Annotated in this window: 18 protein-coding genes; 16 read left to right on the top strand and 2 right to left on the bottom strand. The window is 73.0% G+C overall.

Annotated features, from left to right (window positions below; translation table 11 throughout):
• The first annotated feature begins 241 nt into the window (after nucleotides 1-241).
• The 5 genes from rnc (at nucleotide 242) to smc (ending at nucleotide 7,092) form a co-directional block, all read left to right on the top strand.
• Complete coding sequence (rnc, locus tag BKA00_RS00650) at nucleotides 242-1,033, top strand: ribonuclease III (protein WP_185023071.1); 792 nt, start codon at nucleotides 242-244, stop codon at nucleotides 1,031-1,033.
• A complete protein-coding gene (gene mutM / locus BKA00_RS00655; protein WP_185023072.1) occupies nucleotides 1,026-1,919 on the top strand; it encodes a bifunctional DNA-formamidopyrimidine glycosylase/DNA-(apurinic or apyrimidinic site) lyase in 894 nt (297 codons plus the stop codon). Before rnc ends, mutM begins: the two co-directional genes overlap by 8 nt.
• 19 nt (nucleotides 1,920-1,938) lie before the next feature.
• The gene (locus tag BKA00_RS00660) at nucleotides 1,939-2,244 is read left to right on the top strand and encodes an acylphosphatase (RefSeq protein ID WP_185023073.1); all 306 of its coding nucleotides are present in this window, start codon (nucleotides 1,939-1,941) and stop codon (nucleotides 2,242-2,244) included.
• Between the two features lie 178 nt (nucleotides 2,245-2,422).
• Nucleotides 2,423-2,620, top strand: coding sequence for a hypothetical protein (locus BKA00_RS00665; protein WP_173398374.1), 198 nt, complete (start codon nucleotides 2,423-2,425; stop codon nucleotides 2,618-2,620).
• Between the two features lie 809 nt (nucleotides 2,621-3,429).
• Nucleotides 3,430-7,092 carry a chromosome segregation protein SMC gene (gene smc, locus BKA00_RS00670; protein ID WP_185023074.1) on the top strand — a complete coding sequence of 1,221 codons (3,663 nt, stop codon included), beginning with the start codon at nucleotides 3,430-3,432 and terminating at the stop codon, nucleotides 7,090-7,092.
• Between the two features lie 11 nt (nucleotides 7,093-7,103).
• On the opposite strand, the gene BKA00_RS00675 is transcribed toward smc, so the two are convergent.
• On the bottom strand, nucleotides 7,104-8,258 hold the full coding sequence (locus BKA00_RS00675; protein ID WP_185023075.1) for a helix-turn-helix domain-containing protein: 1,155 nt from the start codon (nucleotides 8,256-8,258) through the stop codon (nucleotides 7,104-7,106).
• A gap of 178 nt (nucleotides 8,259-8,436) precedes the next feature.
• On the opposite strand from BKA00_RS00675, the gene BKA00_RS00680 reads away from it, so the two are divergent.
• From BKA00_RS00680 to BKA00_RS00690, 3 genes are all read left to right on the top strand, one after another.
• Nucleotides 8,437-9,657, top strand: coding sequence for a sensor histidine kinase (locus BKA00_RS00680; protein ID WP_185023076.1), 1,221 nt, complete (start codon nucleotides 8,437-8,439; stop codon nucleotides 9,655-9,657).
• Nucleotides 9,657-10,328: a response regulator transcription factor gene (locus BKA00_RS00685; RefSeq protein ID WP_185023077.1), complete on the top strand. Its 672-nt coding sequence runs from the start codon at nucleotides 9,657-9,659 to the stop codon at nucleotides 10,326-10,328. Before BKA00_RS00680 ends, BKA00_RS00685 begins: the two co-directional genes overlap by 1 nt.
• Before the next feature lie 192 nt (nucleotides 10,329-10,520).
• Nucleotides 10,521-11,420, top strand: a complete 900-nt coding sequence (locus BKA00_RS00690) for a glycoside hydrolase family 16 protein (protein ID WP_185023078.1) — start codon at nucleotides 10,521-10,523, stop codon at nucleotides 11,418-11,420.
• An 18-nt stretch (nucleotides 11,421-11,438) separates the two neighbouring features.
• Here BKA00_RS00690 and BKA00_RS00695 read toward each other — a convergent pair whose 3' ends face one another.
• A complete protein-coding gene (locus BKA00_RS00695) occupies nucleotides 11,439-11,960 on the bottom strand; it encodes a hypothetical protein (protein ID WP_185023079.1) in 522 nt (173 codons plus the stop codon).
• Between the two features lie 921 nt (nucleotides 11,961-12,881).
• On the opposite strand from BKA00_RS00695, the gene BKA00_RS00700 reads away from it, so the two are divergent.
• The 8 genes from BKA00_RS00700 (at nucleotide 12,882) to ffh (ending at nucleotide 22,572) form a co-directional block, all read left to right on the top strand.
• On the top strand, nucleotides 12,882-13,253 hold the full coding sequence (locus tag BKA00_RS00700) for a globin domain-containing protein (RefSeq protein ID WP_185023080.1): 372 nt from the start codon (nucleotides 12,882-12,884) through the stop codon (nucleotides 13,251-13,253).
• A 3-nt stretch (nucleotides 13,254-13,256) separates the two neighbouring features.
• The gene (locus tag BKA00_RS00705; protein WP_185023081.1) at nucleotides 13,257-14,408 is read left to right on the top strand and encodes a globin domain-containing protein; all 1,152 of its coding nucleotides are present in this window, start codon (nucleotides 13,257-13,259) and stop codon (nucleotides 14,406-14,408) included.
• Nucleotides 14,409-14,413: 5 nt separating this feature from the next.
• On the top strand, nucleotides 14,414-15,085 hold the full coding sequence (locus BKA00_RS00710) for a DivIVA domain-containing protein (RefSeq protein ID WP_185023082.1): 672 nt from the start codon (nucleotides 14,414-14,416) through the stop codon (nucleotides 15,083-15,085).
• Nucleotides 15,086-15,221: 136 nt separating this feature from the next.
• Nucleotides 15,222-16,376: a signal recognition particle-docking protein FtsY gene (gene ftsY / locus BKA00_RS00715; protein WP_185023083.1), complete on the top strand. Its 1,155-nt coding sequence runs from the start codon at nucleotides 15,222-15,224 to the stop codon at nucleotides 16,374-16,376.
• 189 nt (nucleotides 16,377-16,565) lie between these two features.
• Entirely contained in the window at nucleotides 16,566-17,909 is a 1,344-nt protein-coding gene (locus tag BKA00_RS00720) for an ammonium transporter (RefSeq protein WP_185023084.1), read from the top strand.
• Nucleotides 17,906-18,244 carry a P-II family nitrogen regulator gene (locus tag BKA00_RS00725; protein ID WP_089312877.1) on the top strand — a complete coding sequence of 113 codons (339 nt, stop codon included), beginning with the start codon at nucleotides 17,906-17,908 and terminating at the stop codon, nucleotides 18,242-18,244. The genes BKA00_RS00720 and BKA00_RS00725 overlap by 4 nt, the downstream gene beginning before the upstream one ends.
• A gap of 446 nt (nucleotides 18,245-18,690) precedes the next feature.
• Nucleotides 18,691-20,907 (top strand): [protein-PII] uridylyltransferase, encoded by a 2,217-nt coding sequence (locus BKA00_RS00730; RefSeq protein ID WP_230299126.1) that lies wholly within the window; start codon nucleotides 18,691-18,693, stop codon nucleotides 20,905-20,907.
• 87 nt (nucleotides 20,908-20,994) lie between these two features.
• Complete coding sequence (gene ffh, locus BKA00_RS00735; protein WP_185023085.1) at nucleotides 20,995-22,572, top strand: signal recognition particle protein; 1,578 nt, start codon at nucleotides 20,995-20,997, stop codon at nucleotides 22,570-22,572.
• Nucleotides 22,573-23,125 lie beyond the last annotated feature (553 nt).

Below are 23,125 nucleotides of genomic sequence, written 5' to 3' on the forward strand. Positions count from 1 at the left end.
ATGCGGCCCGCCCCTCACGGTGCGGAAGGAACGCACCCCGACCACCCGGCGCGCGACGTCGGCGTGGTGACCGGCGCGGAGACTGCGCCCGGAGCCGTGGTGCACGCCGGGATCAGACCGACCGGCGCGCACCTCGTCTTCGCGGACCCTCCCCGCCGAGCGTCCTCGCCGTCCGGCCCATCGGCCGCGCGCCGCAGAGGCGACCGCGCGCTGCGCGGTGCACGGCCTGCGAGGAGGGCCCGTGAGCGCTAAGAAGAACGAACCCGCGCCGGAGCGCGCGGAACTGACCGGCGCGCTCGGCGTCGACGTGGACGACGAGCTGCTCGAACGCGCCCTGACACACCGTTCCTACGCCTACGAGAACGGCGGCCTGCCCACCAACGAGCGCCTGGAGTTCCTCGGCGACTCGGTGCTCGGCCTCGTCGTCACCGACACGCTGTTCCGCGGCCACCCCGACCTGCCCGAGGGGCAGCTCGCCAAGCTGCGCGCCGCAGTGGTCAACATGCGCGCCCTCGCCGGCGTCGCCCGCGGCCTCGGCGTCGGCGCCCACATCCGGCTCGGCCGCGGCGAGGAGGGCACCGGGGGCCGCGACAAGGCCTCGATCCTCGCCGACACGCTGGAGGCGCTGATCGGCGCCGTCTACCTCGACCGGGGCCTCGGCGAGGCGTCCGCCCTGGTGCACCGGCTCTTCGACGCGCTGATCAAGCGCTCGGCGGGCCTCGGCGCCGGCCTGGACTGGAAGACCTCGCTGCAGGAGCTCACCGCCGTCGAGGAGCTCGGCGTCCCCGAGTACCACGTCGCCGAGAGCGGCCCCGACCACCAGAAGACCTTCCGCGCCTCCGTGCGGGTCGGCGGCCAGACCTACGGGTCGGGCGAGGGCCGCAGCAAGAAGGAGGCCGAGCAGCACGCCGCCGAGGCCGCCTGGAACGCCATCCGCGAACTCGTCGTCCAGCGCGAGGCGGCCCCGGCTGGGGCCGCGCAGGCCGACGGCACGGCCAGGGAGGCCGGGCAGGCGGCGCAGGCCGGTGCCTGAGCTTCCCGAGGTCGAGGTCGTCCGGCGCGGCCTGGAAAGCTGGACGACCGGCCGCACGATCGCGTCCGCCGAGGTCCTGCACACGCGGTCGGTGCGCCGCCACCCCGGAGGCCCCGCCGACTTCGCCGGGCGTCTCGCCAAGCGCACCATGCTGGCCCCCCGGCGCCGCGGCAAGTACCTGTGGATCCCGCTCCAGGCCGAGGAGGACGACGCCCCCGGCGAGGCGGTGCTCGCGCATCTCGGCATGAGCGGGCAGCTGCTCGTCGGCGAACCCGGCAGGGAACGCGAGAAGCACCTGCGGATCCGCGTCGAGTTCGACGACGACGGCCTCGACCTGCGCTTCGTCGACCAGCGGACGTTCGGGCACCTCATGGTCGCCGACCTCGTCCCCGACGCCTTCGCCGAGGGCGCGCTCGTGCCCGAGCCGATCGTGCACATCGCCGCCGACCCGCTGGAGGACGCCTTCGACGCGGAGGCCTTCTACCGCGCCCTGCGCCGCCGCAAGACCGGGATCAAGCGGGCCCTCCTCGACCAGTCCCTCGTCAGCGGGGTCGGCAACATCTACGCCGACGAGGCCCTGTGGCGCGCCAGGCTGCACTGGGCGAGGCCGACCGAGACGATGACCCGGGCGGACGCCGCGCGCGTCCTGGAGGCCGCACGAGAGGTCATGACGGCCGCCCTGGAGGTCGGCGGCACCTCCTTCGACAGCCTCTACGTGAACGTCAACGGTGAGAGCGGCTACTTCGAGCGGTCCCTGGACGCCTACGGGCGGCGGGACGAGCCCTGCCGCCGCTGCGGCTCGCCGATCCGCCGCGACGAGTTCATGAACCGCTCCTCCTACAGCTGCCCGGTGTGCCAGCCCCGCCCCAGGCGGGCACGGTACTAGCGGTACCGAGGGGGGAGCGATGAGCGAGGACGACGAGATCGTGCGGCTCACGGCCTGGGTGCGCGGACGCGTCCAGGGCGTCGGGTTCCGCTGGTGGGTCAGGGCCCGGGCGCTCGAACTGGGCCTCGCCGGCAGCGCCACCAACCTCCGCGACGGCCGCGTCGAGGTCGTGGCCGAGGGCCCGCGCGCCGGCTGCCGCAGGCTTTTGGAGATGCTGGACGGCGACGTCCCAGGCGGCGTTCCCGGACGTCCCGGCGCTGTGACCGGCGTCGTCGACCGCTGGAGCGCCCCTCGCGGAGAGGCCTCCGGGTTCCGGGAACGCTGACCGGGTAGGGAGTACCGGTTTGTACCTGCTAAACTAGTAGAGGAAGGTTGTTACCGGCCTGTGATGTGCGTCTTGACCAGGACAGCGGCCGGTGCGACTCTAGACGGTACGCGCACCTGCTTCAGCAGTTTCCCGTGCGCGATCCCTGCTGGTTACTCAGCGTGGAGGACCCTTAGTCATGGCGAAGGCTCTACTCGGCCACGTCGGCGGTCCCGACCCCCGGATGGTCGCGGAGATGCGGCGCCTGCAGCAGCGCGTACGTGACCTGGAGGCCGAACTCGTACGGCTCCAGGCGGAGAACGACGCGCTCGCGACGGCGACGGACGACGAAGTGATGTCGCTTCCGGTCAAGGACCGCGAACCGGTTCTTACTTAAGGCTTTTCTCTCCTCCTTCGGGCGCTGGGCGCCCACCTTTGTCGAGAAAAGCTGGCGATCGCTGGCATCGCTTCGACTCGCCTGGCGGCTCGCTGCGCGATCAGGTTCTCGCTTCGCTCGAACCTGCCTTCGGACGCGATCGCGGCCCCAAGGTCGTCTCGTGGTTGCGGTGAATGCCGAGGTCGTCGCGACAGCCGCTTGCGCTTTGTGAGCACGGCTCGTCACGAGGGCTCGCAGTATTCGGGTGCGCGAGCCCCTCTGGCCTCCGGACGCTACCCAGCCGTCGACGTCACCGCAAGTGCCCCGCCAGGCACCCCCGGTCTCGCGCGCACGACTCCAGCGCCGTCAACGGGTCAAGGCGGCACCTTCATCTCGCCTGAGCCGCTACGCGATCAGATCCCCGCAGGGCCCGCGCCTGTCTCCGGACGCGATCGCGCACCCGGGCTCGAAACGGGGTGCGGTGCCCGTCCGGCCCTCGGCTGCCTGGCTGACTCGTGCGGGCCCGACGCCGTTGCGCCCAGCGCAACCATTGCCACCCTCAGCAACCCCCCCACTGCGACAACCCCAGCCGGCACAGCAACCCCACAACAACCCCCACGGTTGCGATCGCGTCCGAAGGCAGGTTCGAGCTTGCGAGAACCTGATCGCGCAGCGAGCCGCCAGGCGTGCCGGAGCGATGCCGGCGATCGCCCGCTTTTTTCGACGACGGAGGGCCGCCAAGGCCCGAAGGAGGAGAAAAAAGCAAGAAAACCAGTATCGTGCTTCGGATGTTCGGGGTGTGGGTGTCGTAGGAGGGGGGCTCCTGGCGCGTGTATCTGAAGACTTTGACGCTGCGCGGTTTCAAGTCCTTCGCGTCCTCCACCACGCTCAAGTTCGAGCCGGGGATCACCGCGGTGGTGGGGCCCAACGGGTCCGGGAAGTCGAACGTCGTGGACGCGCTGGCCTGGGTGATGGGGGAGCAGGGCGCCAAGTCGCTGCGCGGCGGCAAGATGGAGGACGTCATCTTCGCCGGGACGTCCAACCGGGCGCCGCTGGGGCGCGCCGAGGTCGTGCTGACGATCGACAACTCCGATGGCGCGCTGCCGATCGACTACACCGAGGTCACGATCAGCCGGCTGATGTTCCGGTCGGGGTCGAGCGAGTACGCGATCAACGGTGACGCGTGCCGGCTGCTGGACATCCAGGAGCTGCTGTCGGACTCCGGCATCGGCCGCGAGATGCACGTGATCATCGGGCAGGGGCAGCTCGACCGGGTCCTGCACTCGGGACCGGAGGGGCGGCGGGCGGTGATCGAGGAGGCGGCGGGCGTCCTCAAGCACCGCAAGCGCAAGGAGAAGGCGCTCCGCAAGCTGGACGCGATGCAGGGCAACCTCACGCGCGTGCAGGACCTGACGGGCGAGCTGCGGCGGCAGTTGAAGCCTCTCGGACGGCAGGCGGAGATCGCGCGGCGGGCCGCGGTGATCCAGGCCGATCTGCGGGACGCCCGGCTGCGGCTGCTCGCCGACGACCTGGTCACGCTGCGGACGAGGCTGGAGCAGGAGGCCGCCGACGAGGCCGCGATCCGGGAGCGGCGCACCGAGACCGAGCGGGCGCTGGCCGGGGCGCAGGAGCGCGAGGCCGTCCTGGAGGCTGAGGAGGCGGAGCAGGCGCCGAGGCTCGCGCAGGTCCAGGACACCTGGTTCCAGCTGTCGGCGCTGAAGGAGCGGCTCCGCGGCGTCGCCGACCTCGCGGCCGAGCGGCACCGCAACGCCGCCGAGGCGCGCGGGGAGGAGCGGCGCGGCCGCGATCCCGAGGACATGGAGCGCGAGGCCGCCGAGATCCGCGAGCAGGAGGAGATGCTCCGCGAGGCGCTGGACGAGGCCCGCGACGGGCTCTCCGATGCGGTGCGGGAGCGGTCGGCGGCCGAGGAGGCGCTCGCCGCAGAGGAGCGGCGGCTCCAGTCCGCCGCCCGTGCCGCCGCCGACCGCCGCGAGGAGCTGGCGCGGCTGCGCGGCCGGGTCGAGGCGTTGCGCAGCAAGGCGCAGGCGGGACGGTCGGAGATCGGCCGGCTCGCGGACGCGCGGGAGGAGGCCGACCAGCGCGCCGAGGCCGCGCAGGCCGAGTTCGAGGCGTTCGAGGCCGAGGTCGTCGAGGATCCCGCGCTCGCGGCGGAGCACGAGGCCGCGCAGGAGGCGCTCGCCGCGGCCAAGGACGCCGCCGAGACCGCCCGCGCCGCCGTGGACGGCCCGCGCCGCGCGCTGAAGGAGGCCCGGTCGGCCGTCGGGGCGGCCCGCACCGCCGACCAGACGGCGCAGAAGCGGATCGCGGCCCTTCAGGCGCGGATCGAGGCCCTGAACCTGACGCTCGCCAGTGCCGCCGACGGCGGGGAGGCGCTGCTGTCGGCGGCCTCCGACGGGTCGCTCGGCGGGGTGCTGGGCACGGTGGCGTCGCTGCTGAACGTCCGGCCCGGGTACGAGACGGCCATCGCCGCCGCGCTCGGCGGCGCCGCCGAGGCCGTCGCGGTCGGGTCCCTGGACACCGCGGAGTCCGCTCTTGCGCTGCTGCGCTCACGCGACGCCGGGCGCGCCGGGCTGGTCGTCGGGGGCGGGGCGCCCGTGCGGGGCGAGCGGGTCGCCGGGGCCGACTACGCGATCGACGCGGTCAGCGTCCCGGACTCCGTGCGTCCCGCGTTCGAGCATCTGCTGCGGGACGTGGTCGTCGTCGAAGACGTTCCCGCCGCGGCCGCGCTGGTGCGCGGGGAGGCGTCGCTGCGGGCCGTCACGCGGGACGGGGAGCTCGTCGGGGCGTACTGGGCGCAGGGCGGCGGCGCGGGCGGGGGGCAGGGCCTCCTGCAGATGCGCGCGACGCTCGACCAGGCCGCCGAGGATCTCGCCGCGGCCGAGACCGCCGCTGCCGCCGCCGCCGACGGGCTCACCGGGGCGGTGGAGCGCGAGCAGGCCGCCCAGGCCGCCGTCGAGGCGGCCGAGGCCGCGGCCGGTGACGCCCGGGTGGGGGTCGACCGCGCGCAGGCCGGGCTCGACCGCGTCCGCGCGCGGCTGCGGGAGTTCGACGCGCAGGCGGCGCAGGAGGCCAAGCGCGCCGCCCGCCTGGAGGCCGACGTGCGGGCCGCGCGGGGCGAGGCCGAGCGGCTGACCAAGGCCCTCGACGCGGCGGGGGAGTCCCTCGAACGCGACACCGAGGCGGCCGAGGAGCTGGCGGTGCGGCTCGCCGAGGCCGAGGAGGCCGCAGAGGTCGCCGACGAGGCCGGGCACGACACCGAGGCGCGCGACGAGCTGAACGCCCGCTGCCAGGAGCTGCGCACCGTGGAGATGGAGGCGCGGCTCGCGGTCCGGACCGCCGAGGAGCGCGTCCAGGCCATCGCCGGACGCGCCGACGCGCTCGAACGCGGCGCCCACCGCGAGCGTGAGGAGCGCGCCCGCGCCGCGCAGCTCCGCGCCCGCCGGGAGGAGCAGGCCCGGGTCGCCAGGGCCGTCCTGCGGGGCGCCCGCGCGGCACTGGAGCGCATCGAGCACTCCCTCGCCGCCGCGGTGCGCCGCCGTGAGGCCGCGGAGCAGGCCAAGGCGGCGCGCGAGGCCGAGCTGAAGGTCGTCCGCGGGCAGGTGCGCGAGCTGTCCTCGACCCTCGAACGCCTCGTCAACGTCGTGCACGGCAACGAGGTCGCGCGCGCGGAGCAGCGGCTGCGGCTGGAGCAGTTCGAGCAGCGGGCCCTGGAGGAGTTCGGCCTGGAGGTCGAGGCGCTGGTGTCGGAGTACGGGCCCGACCAGCCCGTCCCGCCCGACCCGGACAAGGGCGAGGACGCGCGGCCCGCCCCGTACGAGCGGGCCGTCCAGGAGAAGCGCGCCAAGACCGCCGAGCGGCAGCTGAACCAGCTCGGGAAGGTCAACCCGCTCGCGCTGGAGGAGTTCTCCGCCCTGGAGGAGCGGCACGCGTTCCTCACCTCCCAGCTGGAGGATCTGAAGAAGACCCAGCGGGAGCTGCTCGGCCTCGTCAAGGAGGTCGACGACCGCGTCCAGCAGGTGTTCGCCACCGCCTACGAGGACACCGCCCGCGAGTTCGAGCGGATCTTCGCCCGGCTGTTCCCCGGCGGCGAGGGAAGCCTGTCGCTGACGGAGCCGGGCGACATGCTCACCACGGGCGTCGAGGTCGCGGCCCGCCCGCCGGGCAAGAAGGTCAAGCGGCTGTCGCTGCTGTCGGGCGGCGAGAGGTCCCTGGTGGCCATCGCGTTCCTCGTCGCCGTGTTCAAGGCGCGCCCGTCCCCGTTCTACGTGCTGGACGAGGTCGAGGCCGCGCTCGACGACACCAACACCCAGCGGCTCATCACGGTCTTCGAGGAGCTGCGCGAGTCGTCACAGCTGATCGTCATCACGCACCAGAAGCGCACCATGGAGGGCGCCGACGCCCTCTACGGCGTCAGCATGCGCGGCGACGGCGTCACCCAGGTCGTCAGTCAGCGCCTGCGCGACCTCGACTGACCGCCGCGCGGTCACGGCTCGGCGGCGGGGGTGAAGAGGAAGCCGCGCACTCCGGTGTTGCCGCACGAGGCGAGGATCGTTTCCAGCCCCCCGCTGATCCGGATGTCGACGCCCATGCACATGTCATGGTCGCGGGTCGCCTCCGGGACGATGTTGAACGGCTGCCCGCCCTTCACCGGCTTGCCCGCCGGCGCCAGCCCGAACCGCTGCAGCGGATCGTCGTCCCCGCACGACTTCATGTGCAGCGTGGCCCGCTCGGTCTTCTTGTCGAGCGTCGTGCACCACAGCTTGCCCTTCGGCGTCCACGCCTTGAGCTGGAACGTCCCGGCGCTGCTGGGGACGGAGGCGAGCCATATCCGCTGGAGCCTGTCCTCCGCGACGCACTTGTCCTGTGCCAGCTGCGGGTTGAGCTCTTCGTCCGGGAGGATCGACAGGCAGTCGCCGGTCCGCTCGCCGGTGATGGGCATGATCGTGTACCACCCGGCGGGGGGCGTCGCCGACCTGGGCGCGCCCGGCGAGGCCTGCGGCCGGTGGGGCCTGCCTTCGCCTCCACCGCCGAACACCCCCGCCAGCGTCGTGACCACCACGCCGAGCGTGATGATCGCGGGCGCAGCCACGAGCAGCGACACCGGCCGGCGGTCGGTGTTCCCGCGCGGGGACTTCTTGCGGTGCCGCGGGCCCGGCGGCGACGCCGCGTGCCGCCCGGAGGAGCCGCTTCCGGAGGAGCCGCTCCCGGAGGAGCCGCTCCCGGACGGCGGGGCGGAGGCAAGGGCGGGGGCCGGGGCCTGGACGGGGGGAGGAGCGAGGGGAGGATCCGGAGGCGCAGCCGGGCCGCGGTTCAGCGCCGGCCGTCCCGCCACGCGCCGGTCGCCCTCCACGGCGGCGGGGCCGCACAGCCGGTCGTAGACCCGCAGCCACCGCGTGCGCTCGTCCGGAACGAGGCCGCATGTGGCCAAAAAAGCAGTCACCAGCCCTCGGCTCGGCAGCGCCCTCCCGCTGAGGAGCGCGTCGAGCCCTGAGGGGGCGACCACACCGTCGGCGTTCATCCGCTCCTCGAGCTCGGAAAGGGGCAGGCCGGACCATTGCTGCAGGCGGCGCATCAGGTCGAGCAGGTCGGCCGGGTCACGCGCCTCCTCCGGATGCGGAACCGCTCTCGGCGCCTGCACCGGTGTCCTCCCGCGAACGGGAACGCCTGTTCTCGTGGGCATCGTAGCGATCTCCTCGTCCGGAATGACTAATGTTCGCTATGCGGTCTTTGACAAGATCAAGGGAGTCATGACTCGGCGCTCGTCAACTGGAGGGGCTTCCGCGATGCCGCGCTCCGGTGCATCGGTTCCGTCTGGCTTGCGGCGTTCTGTCGAGACCAGGGTCGGGACCACGTTCGTCCTGCTGATGCAGCTGCGCGTGCTCGTCATCGGGGTGACCGTGGTGGTGGACGGGCACGTGCGCGGCGACCCCTGGGCGCTCGGCGTGCTCGTCCTGGCGGCCGTGGTCTCCGGGGTGGTGCTGGCGGGCTGGGAGAAGGTCGTCCTGCGGCTGTTCGAGCAGCCCGCGCTGCTGGCCTTCGACGTGCTCATCGGCTACGCGGTGCTGCAGGTGGGCGGGATCTTCGGCCCCTACTTCCTCGTGACGGTGGTGACCGCCGGCCTGGCGGGGCTGCTGTACCGATGGCCGGTCACCGCGCTGCTGTGCGCGCAGCAGGCCGTCCTGTACTACGCGGCGCTCTACCGCAACGCGCCCGCCGACGACGGCGGCGGGGGCGTCACCATGCCGCTGCTCGTCATGCTGCCCGTCTTCTACGGGGTCGCGGCGCTCGTCGGCACGGTGCTGCGCCGCCTGTTCGACGAGCACGCCGACGCCGAGGAGACGCGCTGGCGGATGGAGGCGCAGGCGATGGCCGCGGAGGAGCGCACCCGGCTGGCCCGCGAGATGCACGACTCGCTGACCGCGACGCTGTCCGGCATCGCCCTGTCGGCCAACGGCCTGCCGAGCTGGGTCCGCAAGTCCCCCGACCGCGCCGAGCAGGAGGCGCGGCGCATCGCCACCGCCGCCCAGGTCGCCACCCGCGAGGCGCGCTCGCTCATCGCCGAACTGCGCGACGACTCGGCAGGCGTCCCGCTGGTCGACGCCGTACGGGTGCTGGCGGGGGAGTGGGAGAGCCGCACCGGCGTCCCGGTGCGGGTGGACGCCGAGGCGGGCGCGGACCTCCCGGCGCCGGCCCGGCGCGAGATGGTCACGATCGTGCGTGAGGCGCTGGAGAACGTGGGGCGGCACGCGGAGGCGTCCCGCGTCGACATCATCGCGGCGGTCAACGCCGGCGAACTGGAGGTGCGCGTGCGCGACGACGGCAGGGGCATGCCCGGCAGGCCGGACGACCCCGGATGGCTGGAGGCGCTCGCCCGCGGCGGACACTACGGCCTCGTCGGCATGCACGAGCGGGCCAGGAGGGCGGGCGGCCGGCTGGCCGTGCGCTCCGTCCCGGGCGGCGGCACCGAGGTCACCGCGTCGATCCCCGCGGCGGGCCCGGAGCCCGAGCCCGCGCGCGCCGCGCTCGGGAGCCGGTGATGGACGAACCCGCGCGGTACCGCGTCATGGTCGTGGACGACAACGCCTTCATCCGCGCCGGCCTCACCTCCGCGCTGGAGGCCACCGACGACATCGAGGTGGTGGGCGAGGCGGGCGACGGGCGCGAGGCCGAGGAGATGGCCTGGCGGCTCGTCCCCGACGTGGTGCTGCTCGACGTCCGGATGCCGCGCGTCGACGGGGTGAGCGCCGCCGCCGCGCTGAGCCGGACCAGCCGCGTGATCATGCTGACCCAGGTGGAGGAGCCCGAGGTGATCCTGTCGGCCGTCCGCAACGGCGCCGTCGGCTACCTCGTGCACAACACCTTCACGGTGGACGAGCTCGCCGAGGCGATCCGGGACACCGTCCGCCACCGGGCCCACCCCCTCTCGCACGCGGCCAGCGCCGCGCTCATCGACGCCGCGCGGACGGGCCGCCCTGCGGCGCCCGCGGCCGATCCGGCCGAGCAGCGCGCGCGCTTCGGACTTTCCGCCCGCGAGGTCCAGGTCATGGATCTGATCGTGCGCGGTCATGCGAATCACGACATCGCGGCCAAGCTATTTCTCACCGAGAAAACCGTCAAGAACTACATCAATCGCATTTATGCGAAACTCGGCGCGCCCAACCGGGCCACGGCCATCGTGACCTGGCTCGGGATGCCCCCCGGCGGCTGAGCAGGGCCTCCGCGATTGGGGCCCGCACCCCCCGCCGCTAGGGCCCTAGGGCCCTAGGGGCGCCCGCGGGCCGTCGATAGCGTTCCGGTGAACGGAGTACGAGAAGGACGGTGCAATTCCCGCCGGGCCTTCGCTTAATTCGCCGCCCGGAGGAAAGTCGTGCTTTTGCCGACCCGTACCAGAATGGCCATGATGACCGGCGGAGTGCTGGCCGCCGGCTGCTCGTTCGCGCTCGCCGCCGCCGCTGAGGCGCCCCCGGGCCGGACGCCCGCCCGCGCCGTCGGTTCCCTCGAGAGGTCCGCGCCCGCCATCGCCTACGGGGAGCCCGCCACCGCGCACGGGAAGCCGGGGCCGCGGGCCCACGAGGACACCTGGGACTCCGAGCGCGCGAAGAAGCGGGCCTCCACGACCGCCGCGCGACGGTACCGGTGGGGGCGTCCGATCGCCTCCGACGGCTTCCGTACTTTCGACCGCCGCGCGTGGGAGGTCTACACGGGACCGGGCAACGGCGGCCGCGGCCGCCGCGTCGCCAACGCGGTGACCGTCCGGAACGGCGTCCTGCGCATCACCGGCAAGCGCAACGGCGACACCGGAGGCGTCGCCTGGATGAAGGGCGCCCAGAAGCGCGGACGCTGGGAGGCCCGCGTCAAGGTGAGCCGCGGCTGCGCGTGCTACAACGCCAACCTGCTGCTGTGGCCGGTCGGCGGCGGTGGCGGCACGGACCCGCAGAACGGCGGCGGGGAGATCGACTGGATGGAGACCTACGGCGACAAGGGGCTGCGCAACGGGACCAACTTCTTCCTGCACTACGGGCCAGAGAAGGAGTCCCAGCGCCTGGACTCCCACCTGAAGATCGACCTGACGAAGTGGCACGCCTTCGCGGTGGAGTGGAACTCCAAGGGCATCACGGGCTACGTGGACGGGCGCAGGTGGTTCCACACCTCGAAGCGGGAGGCCCTGCCGCCCGGGAAGATGGGGCAGGCCATCCAGCTCGACTGGTTCCCGCAGATGACCAAGCTGACGACCGAGGGGGTCAGCCGGACGCGCGACGTGACCCTTTCCGTCGACTGGATCGCCATGTACCGGCCCTGACCGGCGGGGCGTCCGGTGTCACTTCACGATCTGCCAGATCTCCCCGTTGTGGCGCAGGGTGAACTCGTCCTGGAGGGTGCGCTCGGTCATGGACCCGCTCTCCGAGTGCAGGGCGGAGAACGGGATGACCGCCTCCTCGTCCGCCAGCCGGCCGCCCTTCACGGACACGGTCCGGAGGGCCTCCCGCTCCTGCGGCCGGAGGAGGTGCGGCGTGTTGCGGATACCGGCCGGGCAGTCGCCGCGGAGCGCGGGGCCCCGGAGGAAGTCGCCGTCCTGCGCGACGTAGCGGCACACCCCCTGGTCTCCGGAGGCCTGGCCGCGCAGGAACGCCTGGAGCGCGGCCCGCGCGCCCTCGATCCCCTCCCGGGTGCCCGGGTCGGTGTCCTCCTGCACGGTGGCCGATGGCGACGGGGACGGCGGCCGGAACACCTTGTTGCCGCCGTCCTTGTCGTCACCACCGCACCCCGACGTCAGAAATGTCGTCACGAGCGCCGTGACGGCGAGCGCGCCGACGGTGCGGGAGGTGAACCGAAGAGCCATGGCGTGCCTTCCTCAGGGCGGGGATGTCGGCCCATTGTCGAGCGCCGCCTTTCCGGATGATCAGGCGGCAGCCGAAGATTAACGCCTTGACCGGGGAATGGCCAGCGGCGACAAGATCACCAGGTCAGGGGCGGTGAGCGCCCGCCCCGGCGGCTCCCACGGCCGCGGCTCCATTTTCCTTATGGGTGCCTCGGGCGCCCGGACGGGAAATGCGGGACGGTCCCGCTCGGGCCGGGCCGGAGGGTTGCGGAGCGGTAGGGCGGGATTTTCCCATGAGAAGAACGCGGAAAGGGCTGCCTTCGGGGCATCGCCCGCATTATGGCGGCACGCCGTTGTACGCCGGGCCGGGCGTCCTCTGGTCCTGCTGGATGAGCTCGGTGGCCCACCGCATCGGAGGTGACCGGCGAGTTCGGCGGCCTCAACGCTTTCTGGACGGATCGGTGAGGCCGGGGCGTTCTGCCGGGGGGGGGCGTCGAGCCGGTCGAGGACGCCCGCCCCGGGGGAGGGCTGCTGGGTGCTGCGGTAACAGGGGCCTGCGGCACCCAGCACCTCTCCCGGGCGGGAGGCCGCCCCATTTCGCGGTCGCCGTGATGCGCGTCACATTTCTCTTGGAACGTGACATCGCCCAGCGGTCACCATTTCGGGCGGGACGGCGGATGCGGTCTCCGCCGTCTTCCCCCGGCCTATAACCGATTGGAGACTTCACGTCCGCGCCGGTGACGCGTAATCGGAGGGGATCGGCGTGCACCGACCGTGATGACCTGGCGACGCTGGCGGACTTGTGTGGCCTGGGGCTATCCACTACCCATATGCACCTGCGGTTCTCCGGCTCCCTCACCGGACTCCCCCCGTCCGGAACGGAGGACCGCCGGAGAGGTGCGACCCGTGGATCCGCAGAAACTCAAAGACAATTTCGCCCTGGTGGCAGCGAACGGCTTGGATGTCGCCGAATATTTCTACGCCGACCTTTTCGCGCGGGACCCGCAGCTCAGGCGGATGTTCCCCGCGTCGATGGCCAAGCAGCACGAGGTGCTGATCGCGGCGCTGTCGCAGATCGTCTCGACCGTGGACGACCCCGACGCGCTCGTCCCCTTCCTCACCGACCTCGGCCGCCGCCACCACGGCTTCGGCGTCATCGCCGAGCACTACGCGCCCGTCGGCGCCAGCCTGCTCGCCACCCTCGCCTACTTCAGCGGCCCGGAGTGGAGCGCCGACCTCGAACGCGACTGGACGGCCGCCTACGGCGTCGTCGCGAAGGTCATGACGGAGGCCGCGGCGGAGCCCGTCGCCTGATCCGTGGACTCCCAGCGACTGAAGGCCAGCTTCGCGCAGGTCGCCGAGAAGGGCGACGCCGTCGCGCTGTTCTTCTACTCCGACCTCTTCGTCCGCAACCCCCACCTGCGCGACATGTTCCCCATCGGGATGAGCGGCCAGCGCGACAAGCTGCTGCGCGCCCTCGGGCACATCGTGTCCCAGGTGGACGACCTGTCCAACCTCGTCCCCTTCCTGCAGCAGCTCGGCCGTGACCACCGCAGGTTCGGCATCGTGGCCGAGCACTACCCGCACGTGGGGGCCAGCCTCCTGGCGACCCTGCGGCACTTCTCCGGGACGGCCTGGACCGATGACATCGAGAGCGACTGGAACGCCGCCTACGGCCTCGTCGCCAAGGTCATGCTGGAGGCGGCCGACGAGAACGCCCTCAGCAGCCCCGCCTGGTGGAACGGGCAGGTCGTCGCCGTCGAGCGCCGCCGTTTCGACATCAGCGTCCTGCGGATCCAGCCCGACCGGCCCCTGCCGTACACGCCGGGCCAGTCCGTCGCGCTGGAAGTGCCGTCCCGGCTGCGGCACTGGCGGTACTACTCGATGGCGAACGCGCCGCGTCCCGACCACACCGTCGACTTCCACGTCCGGCTGGTGGACGGCGGGCCGGTGAGCCCCGTGCTGGTGCGCGGCACCCAGGCCGGCGACCGCGTCCGCATGGGCGCCCCCATCGGCACGCTCACGCTGGACGAGAGCTCCCCGCGGGACGTCCTGCTCGTCGCGGGCAGCACCGGCCTGGCCCCGCTCAAGGCGATCCTGGAGCAGATCTCCCGCCGCGCCGTCCCGCCGCGCGTGCACCTGTTCTTCGGCGCCCGCAGCCGCGACGGCCTCTACGACCTGGAGGACCTGGCCAAACTGGCGGACGGGTTCCCGTGGCTCACCGTCGTCCCGGCCGTGTCGGACGAACCGGGCGGGCACGGGTTCTCCTCGCTGCTCCACTCGGGGGACGACGGCGTCGAGCACGGCAACCTGTCCGACGTGGTCGCCAGGCGCGGCCCCTGGGACGGTCACGACGCCTACGTGTGCGGGCCGTCCGTCATGGTCGGGCACACCGTCGAGCAGCTGACCCGGCTCGGCGTCCCCCGTGACCGGATCCGCCTCGAAACCTTCACCGACGCACAGAGGTGAGAGCGTTGAACTCCCCGAATCTTCCGGTCGTCTCCGAGGGGTCGCGGCTGACCCCGGGCGAACTCCAATCGGTGGTGTTCGCCCGGGCCGCCCTCGGGCGCCGCGGATACGACGAGGAGCAGGTCCGCAACTTCCTGCAGTACGTGGAGCGGGAACTCGTCAAGATCTTCACCGACAAGGCCGCCCTGGCCGACGAGGTGAACCGGCTGCGCGCCCAGGCGGCCTCCGGCGGCCGCGGCGTGATGGCGCCCGAGGACGCCCACTTCCAGGCCGTCCGCATCCTGTCGCAGGCCCAGCAGACCGCCGACCTGTACGTGGCGGACGCCGAGCGCTACACCAGGGAACTGGCGCACGAGGCGAGGCTGCACCGGGAGGCGATCCTCTCCGACGCGAAGGGACGCGCGGAGCAGATGCTGGAGGACGCCCACCGCAAGGCGGCCGCGGTCGCCGAGGCGGCCGTCCGCACGGCCCCGCCGCAGCCCGCGCCCGCGCCCTCGCCGGGCTCCGGGACCCTCCCGGACGGAGAACGCCTCGCGCTGGAGCGCGAGATCGCCTATCTGCGCACCTACAGCGACGTCTACCGGACCCACCTGCGCTCCTACCTGGAGGCACTGCTCCGCAACGTCGACGAGTGGGAGTCCTCCGAACGGGCATCCCTCCCTGGGGGTAATGCCTGATCTACCGTCCCGGCGCGGGCGCCGGGGCGTTCGGGAGTCCCGCGCGGTTGCGCGCCCGGCCGGGCTCGCCGCATGATCGGCGGGCCCGGCGCAGCGTTTTCGCGCGGGAGTGCTCGTCTGGAAAACTGGGGGCGTTATGGAATATGTGATCGTCATCGCCGCGCTGGCCGTGATCGCGCTGATCATCGGCGGCGTCACGCTGCTGCGGCCGCGCCGGACCCGCCCGCGCCCGCCGGTCGAGCGCCCGTCCGAACGCACCGGCGGCGCCACCGCCGCCGACGTGGCGGAGGCCGAGGCCCCCACGATCGAGAAGGCGCCGCCGACGGAGGCCGCGCCGCCGCGGCCCACCGTCGAGATCGAGCGGCCGCCGCCCGGCGCGGGGCGGCTCGTGCGGCTGCGGGCCCGCCTCGCCCGCTCCCAGAACGCCTTCGGCAAGACCCTCCTCGTCCTGCTGTCGCGCGACACGCTCGACGAGGACGCCTGGGAGGAGATCGAGGACACCCTGATCACCGCCGACATGGGCACGGCGGTGGCCCGGCAGGTCACCGACGACCTGCGGACGCGCGTCCAGGTCCTCGGAACGCGCAGCCCGGAGGAGGTCCGGGCGATGCTCAAGGAGGAGCTGCTCAAGCAGATCGGCCCGGACATCGACCGCTCGCTGCACACCGAGGCGCACGGTGACCGTCCCGCCGTCCTCATGGTCGTCGGCGTGAACGGCACCGGCAAGACCACCACGTGCGGCAAGCTGGGCCGCGTCCTCGTCGGCGACGGCAACACCGTGCTGCTGGGCGCCGCCGACACCTTCCGCGCCGCCGCCGCCGACCAGCTGGAGACGTGGGGCACGCGGGTGGGCGCGCAGGTCGTCCGCAGGGACGAGGGCGCCGATCCCGCCAGCGTCGCGTTCGACGCCGTCAAGCAGGGCATCGACACCAAGGTCAACGTGGTGATCGTCGACACGGCGGGCCGGCTGCACACCAAGACCGGGCTGATGGACGAGCTCGGCAAGGTCAAGCGGGTGGTGGAGAAGCAGGCCACGGTCGACGAGGTCCTGCTCGTCCTGGACGCGACGACCGGCCAGAACGGCATGCAGCAGGCCCGGGTCTTCGCCGAGGTCGTCAACATCACCGGCGTGGTGCTCACCAAGCTGGACGGCACCGCCAAGGGCGGCATCGTCGTCCAGGTGCAGCGCGAGCTCGGCGTCCCGGTGAAGCTGGTGGGCCTCGGCGAGGGGCCGGACGACCTCGCGCCCTTCGAGCCCGAGGCGTTCGTGGACGCGATCCTCGGCGACTGAACCGCTCCGCGCCCGCCCGAAACGGCCCGCGAACCGCCTGAATACGGCATGTGAGGACTTGGAAACAGCGGCGAAACACGCCGATGTCGGGTTTCACATGGCGGAAACGTAGCGGCATACCGGTCGAAACGGCCGCGCCAGAGTCTCTGAGCAGTTCGAAGTTCCTGGCGAGGAGGGACGCGCTCAGAGATGAAGATCGATAGCGGTAGTACCGCCTGGATGCTGACGAGCACCGCGCTCGTTCTGCTGATGACACCGGGCCTGGCCTTCTTCTACGGAGGGATGAGCCGGGCCAAGAGCGTCCTCAACATGATGATGATGAGCTTCGTCAGCATCGCCGTGGTGGGCATGGCCTGGGTCGTCTACGGCTACTCCCTCACCTTCGGCGACGGCGGCGGGCTCAGCTCGTTCATCGGCGGCTTCGGCGACTGGGGGCTCGTCGGCCTGGAGAACGCGGCCACGGCCGACGACGGGACGGGCATCCCGCAGCTGGTCTTCGTGGCGTTCCAGGCGACGTTCGCCATCATCACGGTCGCGCTGATCAGCGGTGCGGTCGCGGACCGTGCCAAGTTCGGGGCCTGGGTGGTGTTCACCCTGGTCTGGGCGACGCTGGTGTACTTCCCGATCGCCCACTGGGTGTGGTGGTCCGACGGCCAGGACGGCGGCAAGTCCGGCTGGCTGTTCCACCTCGGCGCGCTGGACTTCGCGGGCGGGACCGTCGTCCACATCAACGCGGGCGTCGCCGCGCTCGCCCTGGTGCTGGTGCTCGGCAAGCGCAAGGGCTGGCCGAAGGAGCCGATGCGGCCGCACAACCTCCCGTTCGTCCTGCTCGGCGCAGGGCTGCTGTGGTTCGGCTGGTTCGGGTTCAACGCCGGGTCCGCGCTGTCGGCCGGCTCCACCGCCGCCGTCGCGTTCATCAACACGCTCGTCGCGACCTGCGCCGCCGCGTTCGCCTGGATCGTCGTGGAGAAGCTGCGCGACGGCGCGTCCACCACCCTCGGCATCGCCTCGGGCGTGGTGGCCGGCCTGGTCGCGATCACCCCGGCCTGCGCGTTCGTCACCCCGCTCGGCGCGATCGTCCTCGGCCTGGTCGCCGGCGCGGTGTGCGCGTTCGCGGTCGGCCTGAAGTACAAGCTCGGCTACGACGACTCGCTCGACGTCGTCGGCGTCCACATGGTCGGCGGCATCGTCGGCGCCCTGCTGATCGGGTTCCTGGCGACCACCGCCGTCAACGACGCCGGCGCCGACGGGCTGTTCGCCGGCGGCGGGTTCGCGCTGCTCGGCAAGCAGGCCGTCGCCGTCCTGGCGACGCTCGCCTACTCCTTCGTCGTCACCTACGTGATCGCCAAGGTGATCGACCTGGTGATGGGCTTCCGGATCAGCGAGGACGACGAGGCCGCCGGCATCGACAGCACGGCGCACGCGGAGACCGCCTACGACTTCGGCACGATCCGCGCGGGCATCGGTTCCGGGGCGACCGCGGCGGCGCCCGCCCCGGCCGTCCCGGCGAAGAAGGTGGAGGCGAAGGGATGAAGCTGATCACGGCGGTCATCAAGCCGTTCAAGCTGGACGAGGTGAAGAAGGCCCTGGAGGCCTTCGGGGTCAAGGGGATGACCGTCAGCGAGGCCAGCGGCTACGGGCGGCAGAAGGGCCACACCGAGGTCTACCGGGGCGCCGAGTACCAGGTCGACCTGGTGCCCAAGCTCCGCGTCGAGGTCCTGGTCGAGGCCGAGGACGCCGACGACATCATCGACGTGATCGTCAAGGCGGCCCGCACGGACAAGATCGGTGACGGGAAGGTGTGGGCCGTGCCGGTCGACACCGTCGTCCGGGTCCGCACGGGCGAGACCGGACCGGAAGCCCTCTAGGGGGCACGGTGACCCTCGCCCACCCGCCGGCCGGAGACCGGGCCCCCGCGCCCGCTCCGGCCGGCGGCGCCTCTGGCCCGGCCCGCGCCGCCCTGGCCGCCGCCCGCGCCTCCCGCGCCGCCGACCTCGACCGCTGGCTGACCTCCCTCCTGGCCGTCACCCCGCCCCACCCCGAGACCGGATCCCCGCGGCAAGCCTCCTCCCCAGCCGAGACATCGCGTCCCCCGCACGGCGGCGACTCACCCAGCGATGCCACGCAGGGCGTCGTGCCGGGTGATGTCTCACCAGGCGAGGCCTCGTCAGGCAATGGCTCCCAGGGCGACCCTCAGAGTGGCAGCCTGCGCGAGCGCGACCTGCGGAGCGGTGGCTCGCTAAGCGACCTTCAAACGCGCGGCCTCCAAAGTGACGGCTTGCAGAATGGAAGTTTGCAGGGTGGCGCTTTCGCGGTGAGCGACGCTCTGATGCCGGAGGGGGTGGCGCTCGTCGCGGTGGGAAGCCATGCGCGGCGCGAGCTGACGCCCGGCGGCGACCTCGACCTCGTCCTGCTGCATCGCGGCCTGGCCGGCGTCGCGGCGATCGCCGACCGCGTCTGGTACCCGGTCTGGGACTCCGGGCTGCGGCTCGACCACTCCGTCCGCACCGTCGCCGAGGCCCGGACCGTGGCGAGAGGCGACATGAAGGCCGCCCTCGGCCTGCTGTCGGCGCGCCGCGTCGCCGGAGACCAGGCCCTCGTGGACGAGCTGCGCGCCGCCGTCCTCGCCGACTGGCGCGCGGACGCGCCGTTCCGGCTGGCCGAGCTGGCGGCGATGTGCCGCGAACGCTGGGAGACGCACGGCGAGCTGGCGTTCCTGCTCGAACCCGACCTGAAGGAGGCCCACGGCGGGCTGCGGGACGTCCACGTCATGCACGCCGTCGCGGCGTCCTGGGTGGCCTCCGCCCCGGACGCCAGGGTGCGCGCCGCCCACGACCTCCTCCTCGACATCCGGCATGCCCTCCACGAGGTCACCGGCCGCTCCACCGACCGCCTCGTCCTCCAGGAACAGGAGGCCGTGGCTCGCGCGCTCGGCCTTCCGGACGCCGACGTCCTGCAACGCTCGATCGCCGAGGCCGCGCGCACCGTCACCTACCAGGCGTCCCACCTGTGGCGCCGCGTCGAGAACTTCACCCGGGCCAAGCACCGGCAGCCCCCCGGCGTGCCGCAGGGCGCGGGCCGGCGCGGCGTGGAGCGCAGGCCGGTCGGGGACGGCGCCGTCGAGCACGAGGGCGAGGTCGTCCTCGCCCGGAACGCCGATCTGAACGACCCGGCCCTCGTCCTGCGCGTCGCCGCGGCCGCCGCCCAGACGGGCCTGCCGCTCGCCCCCGCCACGGTCGCCCGGCTCGCCGAGCACGCCGCCCTCCCGCCCGTCCCCTGGCCCGCCGAGGCCCGCGACGCGCTCGTGTCCCTGCTCGGCGCCGGTCCCGCCGCCATCGCCGTGTGGGAGGCCCTCGACCAGGCAGGACTGATCGTCCGGCTGCTGCCCGACTGGGAGCGCGTCCGCAACCGCCCGCAGCGCAACCCCGTCCACCGCTTCACCGTCGACCGCCACCTCGTCGAGACCGCCGCGGGCGCCGCCGCCCTGACCCGCGAGGTGGCCCGTCCGGACCTGCTCCTGGTCGGCGCCCTCCTGCACGACATCGGCAAGGGCCTGCCCGGCGACCACTCCACCTCCGGCGCCGTCGTCGCCCGCGACATCGGCGCCCGCCTCGGCTTCCCGGAGGAGGACCTCCGCGTCCTCGAGACCGTCGTCCGGCACCACCTGCTGCTCCCCGAGACCGCCACCCGCCGCGACATCGACGACCCCGTGACCGTCCAGACCGTCACCGCCGCCGTGTCCGGCGCGCCCGGCCGCGAGCGCGAGGTCGTCGACCTCCTCGCCGCCCTCGCCGTCGCCGACGGCGGCGCCACCGGCCCCGCCGCCTGGGGCGCCTGGAAGGCCGGCCTCGTCGCCGAACTCGCCCGCCGCGCCGCCGCCGCGCTCTCCGGCGGCACGCCCCCGCCCGCTCCCGCGCTCGCCGCCGACCACCTCGCCCTGGCCCGCCACGACGGCGCCGCCGTCCGCGTGACGGGCTCCCGGATCACCATCGCCGCCCCCGACCGGCCGGGACTGCTCTGGCGCGCCGCCGGCGTCCTCGCCCTGCACCGCCTGGCCGTGAAGACCGCGCGCACGATCTCCTCGCCGGCGGCCCCGTCGGCCCAGACGGCGGTGCTCGACTTCACGGCCGTCCCCGAGTACGGGACCCCGCCGGACCCGGCCGGCCTGGAGGCGGACCTGCGGCGGATGCTCGCCGGGCGCCTCGACGTTGCCGAGCGCCTCGAACGGCGGGCGCGGTCCGTCCGGATCCGGCCCGGCGTCACGGTGCCGCCCCCGCGCGTCACGATCGTGGACGACGCGTCGCGGACCGCCACCGTCGTCGAGGTCCGCGCGCACGACCGCCCCGGCCTCCTGTGGCGCGTCGGGCAGGCGCTCGGATCCTGCGGCCTGCAGGTCCGCGCGGCCCAGGTGGACACCCTCGGCGCCGAGGCCGTGGACGTCTTCTACACGGTCGACGAACACGGCCGTCCGCTCGACGACCCCGACGCGCTGGCCGCCGTCCGGACCCGGGTCCTGAGAGCCCTTCACTGAACGGGTTCCCGGAGGGGGCGGGGCTCGCCCGGCGACCCGATACGCTGATAGGCGATCCCAAAAGCTTTCCAAGGACGGTCCAGACACGTGTTCGAGACGCTCTCCGACCGGTTGACGACGGTCTTCTCGTCGCTGCGCAGCAAGGGCCGGCTCTCCGAGGCCGACATCAACGCGACCGCCCGCGAGATCCGGATCGCGCTCCTTGAGGCCGACGTCGCGCTCCCCGTGGTCAAGGACTTCATCGCGCAGATCAAGGAGCGGGCGCAGGGCTCGGAGGTCTCGCAGGCGCTGAACCCGGCGCAGCAGGTCGTCAAGATCGTCAACGAGGAGCTCATCACCATCCTCGGCGGCGAGACCCGGCGGATCCGGCTGGCCAAGACCCCGCCGACCGTGATCATGCTCGCGGGCCTGCAGGGCGCCGGCAAGACCACCCTCGCCGGCAAGCTGGCCCGCTGGCTGAAGCAGGAGGGCCACACGCCGATGCTGGTGGCGGCCGACCTCCAGCGTCCCAACGCCGTCCAGCAGCTCCAGGTCGTCGGCGAGCGGGCCGGGGTCCCGGTGTTCGCTCCCGAGCCCGGCAGCGGCGTCGGCGACCCGGTCGACGTGGCGCGCCGCTCGATCGACCAGGCCCGGCACGCCCAGCACGACGTCGTCGTCATCGACACCGCCGGCCGCCTCGGCATCGACGCCGAGATGATGCAGCAGGCCGTCGACATCCGCGACGCCGTCCAGCCCGACGACATCCTGTTCGTCGTCGACGCCATGGTCGGCCAGGACGCGGTCAACACCGCCCAGGCCTTCATGGACGGCGTCGGCTTCGACGGCGTCGTCCTCACCAAGCTCGACGGCGACGCGCGCGGCGGCGCGGCCCTGTCCGTCCGGCACATCACCGGACGCCCCATCATGTTCGCCTCCACGGGCGAGAAGCTCGAGGACTTCAGCGTCTTCCACCCGGACCGCATGGCGGGCCGGATCCTCGACATGGGCGACATCCTCACCCTGATCGAGCAGGCCGAGCAGGCGTTCGACGCCGAGCAGGCCGAGAAGATGTCCAGCAAGTTCGCCTCGGGCGAGGACTTCACCCTCGAGGACTTCCTCGAGCAGATGATGATGATCCGCAAGCTCGGCCCGATCGGGAACCTGCTCGGGATGATGCCGGGCATGGGCCAGGTCCGCGACCAGATCAGCCAGATCGACGACCGCGACCTGGACCGCATCGCCGCGATCATCCGCTCGATGACCCCGCAGGAGCGCGCCCAGCCGAAGATCATCAACGGCTCCCGGCGGGCCCGCATCGCCAAGGGCTCCGGCGTCGGCGTCGGCGAGGTCAACAGCCTCGTCACCCGGTTCTTCGACGCGCAGAAGATGATGCGCCAGATGGCCGGCGGCATGGGCCTGCCCGGCATGCCCGGCGGCCGCCGCAAGGCCACCAAGGCGGCGAAGGCGGCCAAGAACAAGAAGGGCAAGCAGCGCAGCGGCGACCCCCGCAAGCGCGCCGCGGGCAAGGGCCCCCAGGAGCAGGCCCCCGCGGCCGAGGGCGCACCGAAGGGCCTCCCGCCCGGCCTCGGCGGCGGCCAGCTCCCGCCCGGCCTGGGCGGCGGCCAGCTCCCCCCTGGCTTCCAGATGCCCGACCTGAACAAGCTCCAGAGCCGCAAAAAGAAGTAACTTCTGACCCCCGCCGCGCGGCCCGAACAACCCGGCCCGCGCGGCGGGGACGTCGGCCCGCAACGCCGCCCACGCCCCACCGCTCACACGCTCTGTGCGCCTGGCCCGTCCGTAGCGCGCGCCAGAAAACCCAAACCTGGCCCCAGCCCGCCGCCCCTCAGAACCAGCCCACGCCCCACCCGCGCGGTTCGTGTGGCCTGGGTTGTTCGCTCGGCTGGGGCAGGAAAGCTATGGATGGGCGCGGTCCGGCGCTGGTGGGTCGGTGAGAGGCACGTGTCCTGGTGTGCGGATCCCGCCCGCACAGTGCCTCCGCCGCTTGAGATGCAGTGGACGCGTCGATCCGCTGCGTCCGCAGCCGGTCACCGGTGAAGGGGTGCGGTGGGCGTTGAGGAGGGGTGTCGCTTGCGGGCGGCCTGGGCGTTGGGGCGAAGAGGCGACACCCGGGCGGCGCGATTGCGCTTTCGCGGCGAACGTCTGGCAGAATGACAGGCTGGAAACCCGGAATCGCGAGGCGCCCTCTCTCGTCCTGCGCGGCCGGAGTCCATCGGGCGGC

Origin of the sequence: Actinomadura coerulea (assembly GCF_014208105.1) — a bacterium.
Lineage (GTDB): Bacteria > Actinomycetota > Actinomycetes > Streptosporangiales > Streptosporangiaceae > Spirillospora > Spirillospora coerulea.

Bases quoted from the DNA above. Each gene is read 5' to 3' on its own strand.
- BKA00_RS00660 (WP_185023073.1), top strand. From the start codon at position 1,939: ATGAGCGAGGACGACGAGATCGTGCGGCTCACGGCCTGGGTGCGCGGA.
- BKA00_RS00665 (WP_173398374.1), top strand. From the start codon at position 2,423: ATGGCGAAGGCTCTACTCGGCCACGTCGGCGGTCCCGACCCCCGGATG.
- BKA00_RS00685 (WP_185023077.1), top strand. From the start codon at position 9,657: ATGGACGAACCCGCGCGGTACCGCGTCATGGTCGTGGACGACAACGCC.
- BKA00_RS00690 (WP_185023078.1), top strand. From the start codon at position 10,521: ATGACCGGCGGAGTGCTGGCCGCCGGCTGCTCGTTCGCGCTCGCCGCC.
- BKA00_RS00695 (WP_185023079.1), bottom strand. From the start codon at position 11,960: ATGGCTCTTCGGTTCACCTCCCGCACCGTCGGCGCGCTCGCCGTCACG.
- ftsY (WP_185023083.1), top strand. From the start codon at position 15,222: ATGGAATATGTGATCGTCATCGCCGCGCTGGCCGTGATCGCGCTGATC.
- BKA00_RS00720 (WP_185023084.1), top strand. From the start codon at position 16,566: ATGAAGATCGATAGCGGTAGTACCGCCTGGATGCTGACGAGCACCGCG.
- BKA00_RS00725 (WP_089312877.1), top strand. From the start codon at position 17,906: ATGAAGCTGATCACGGCGGTCATCAAGCCGTTCAAGCTGGACGAGGTG.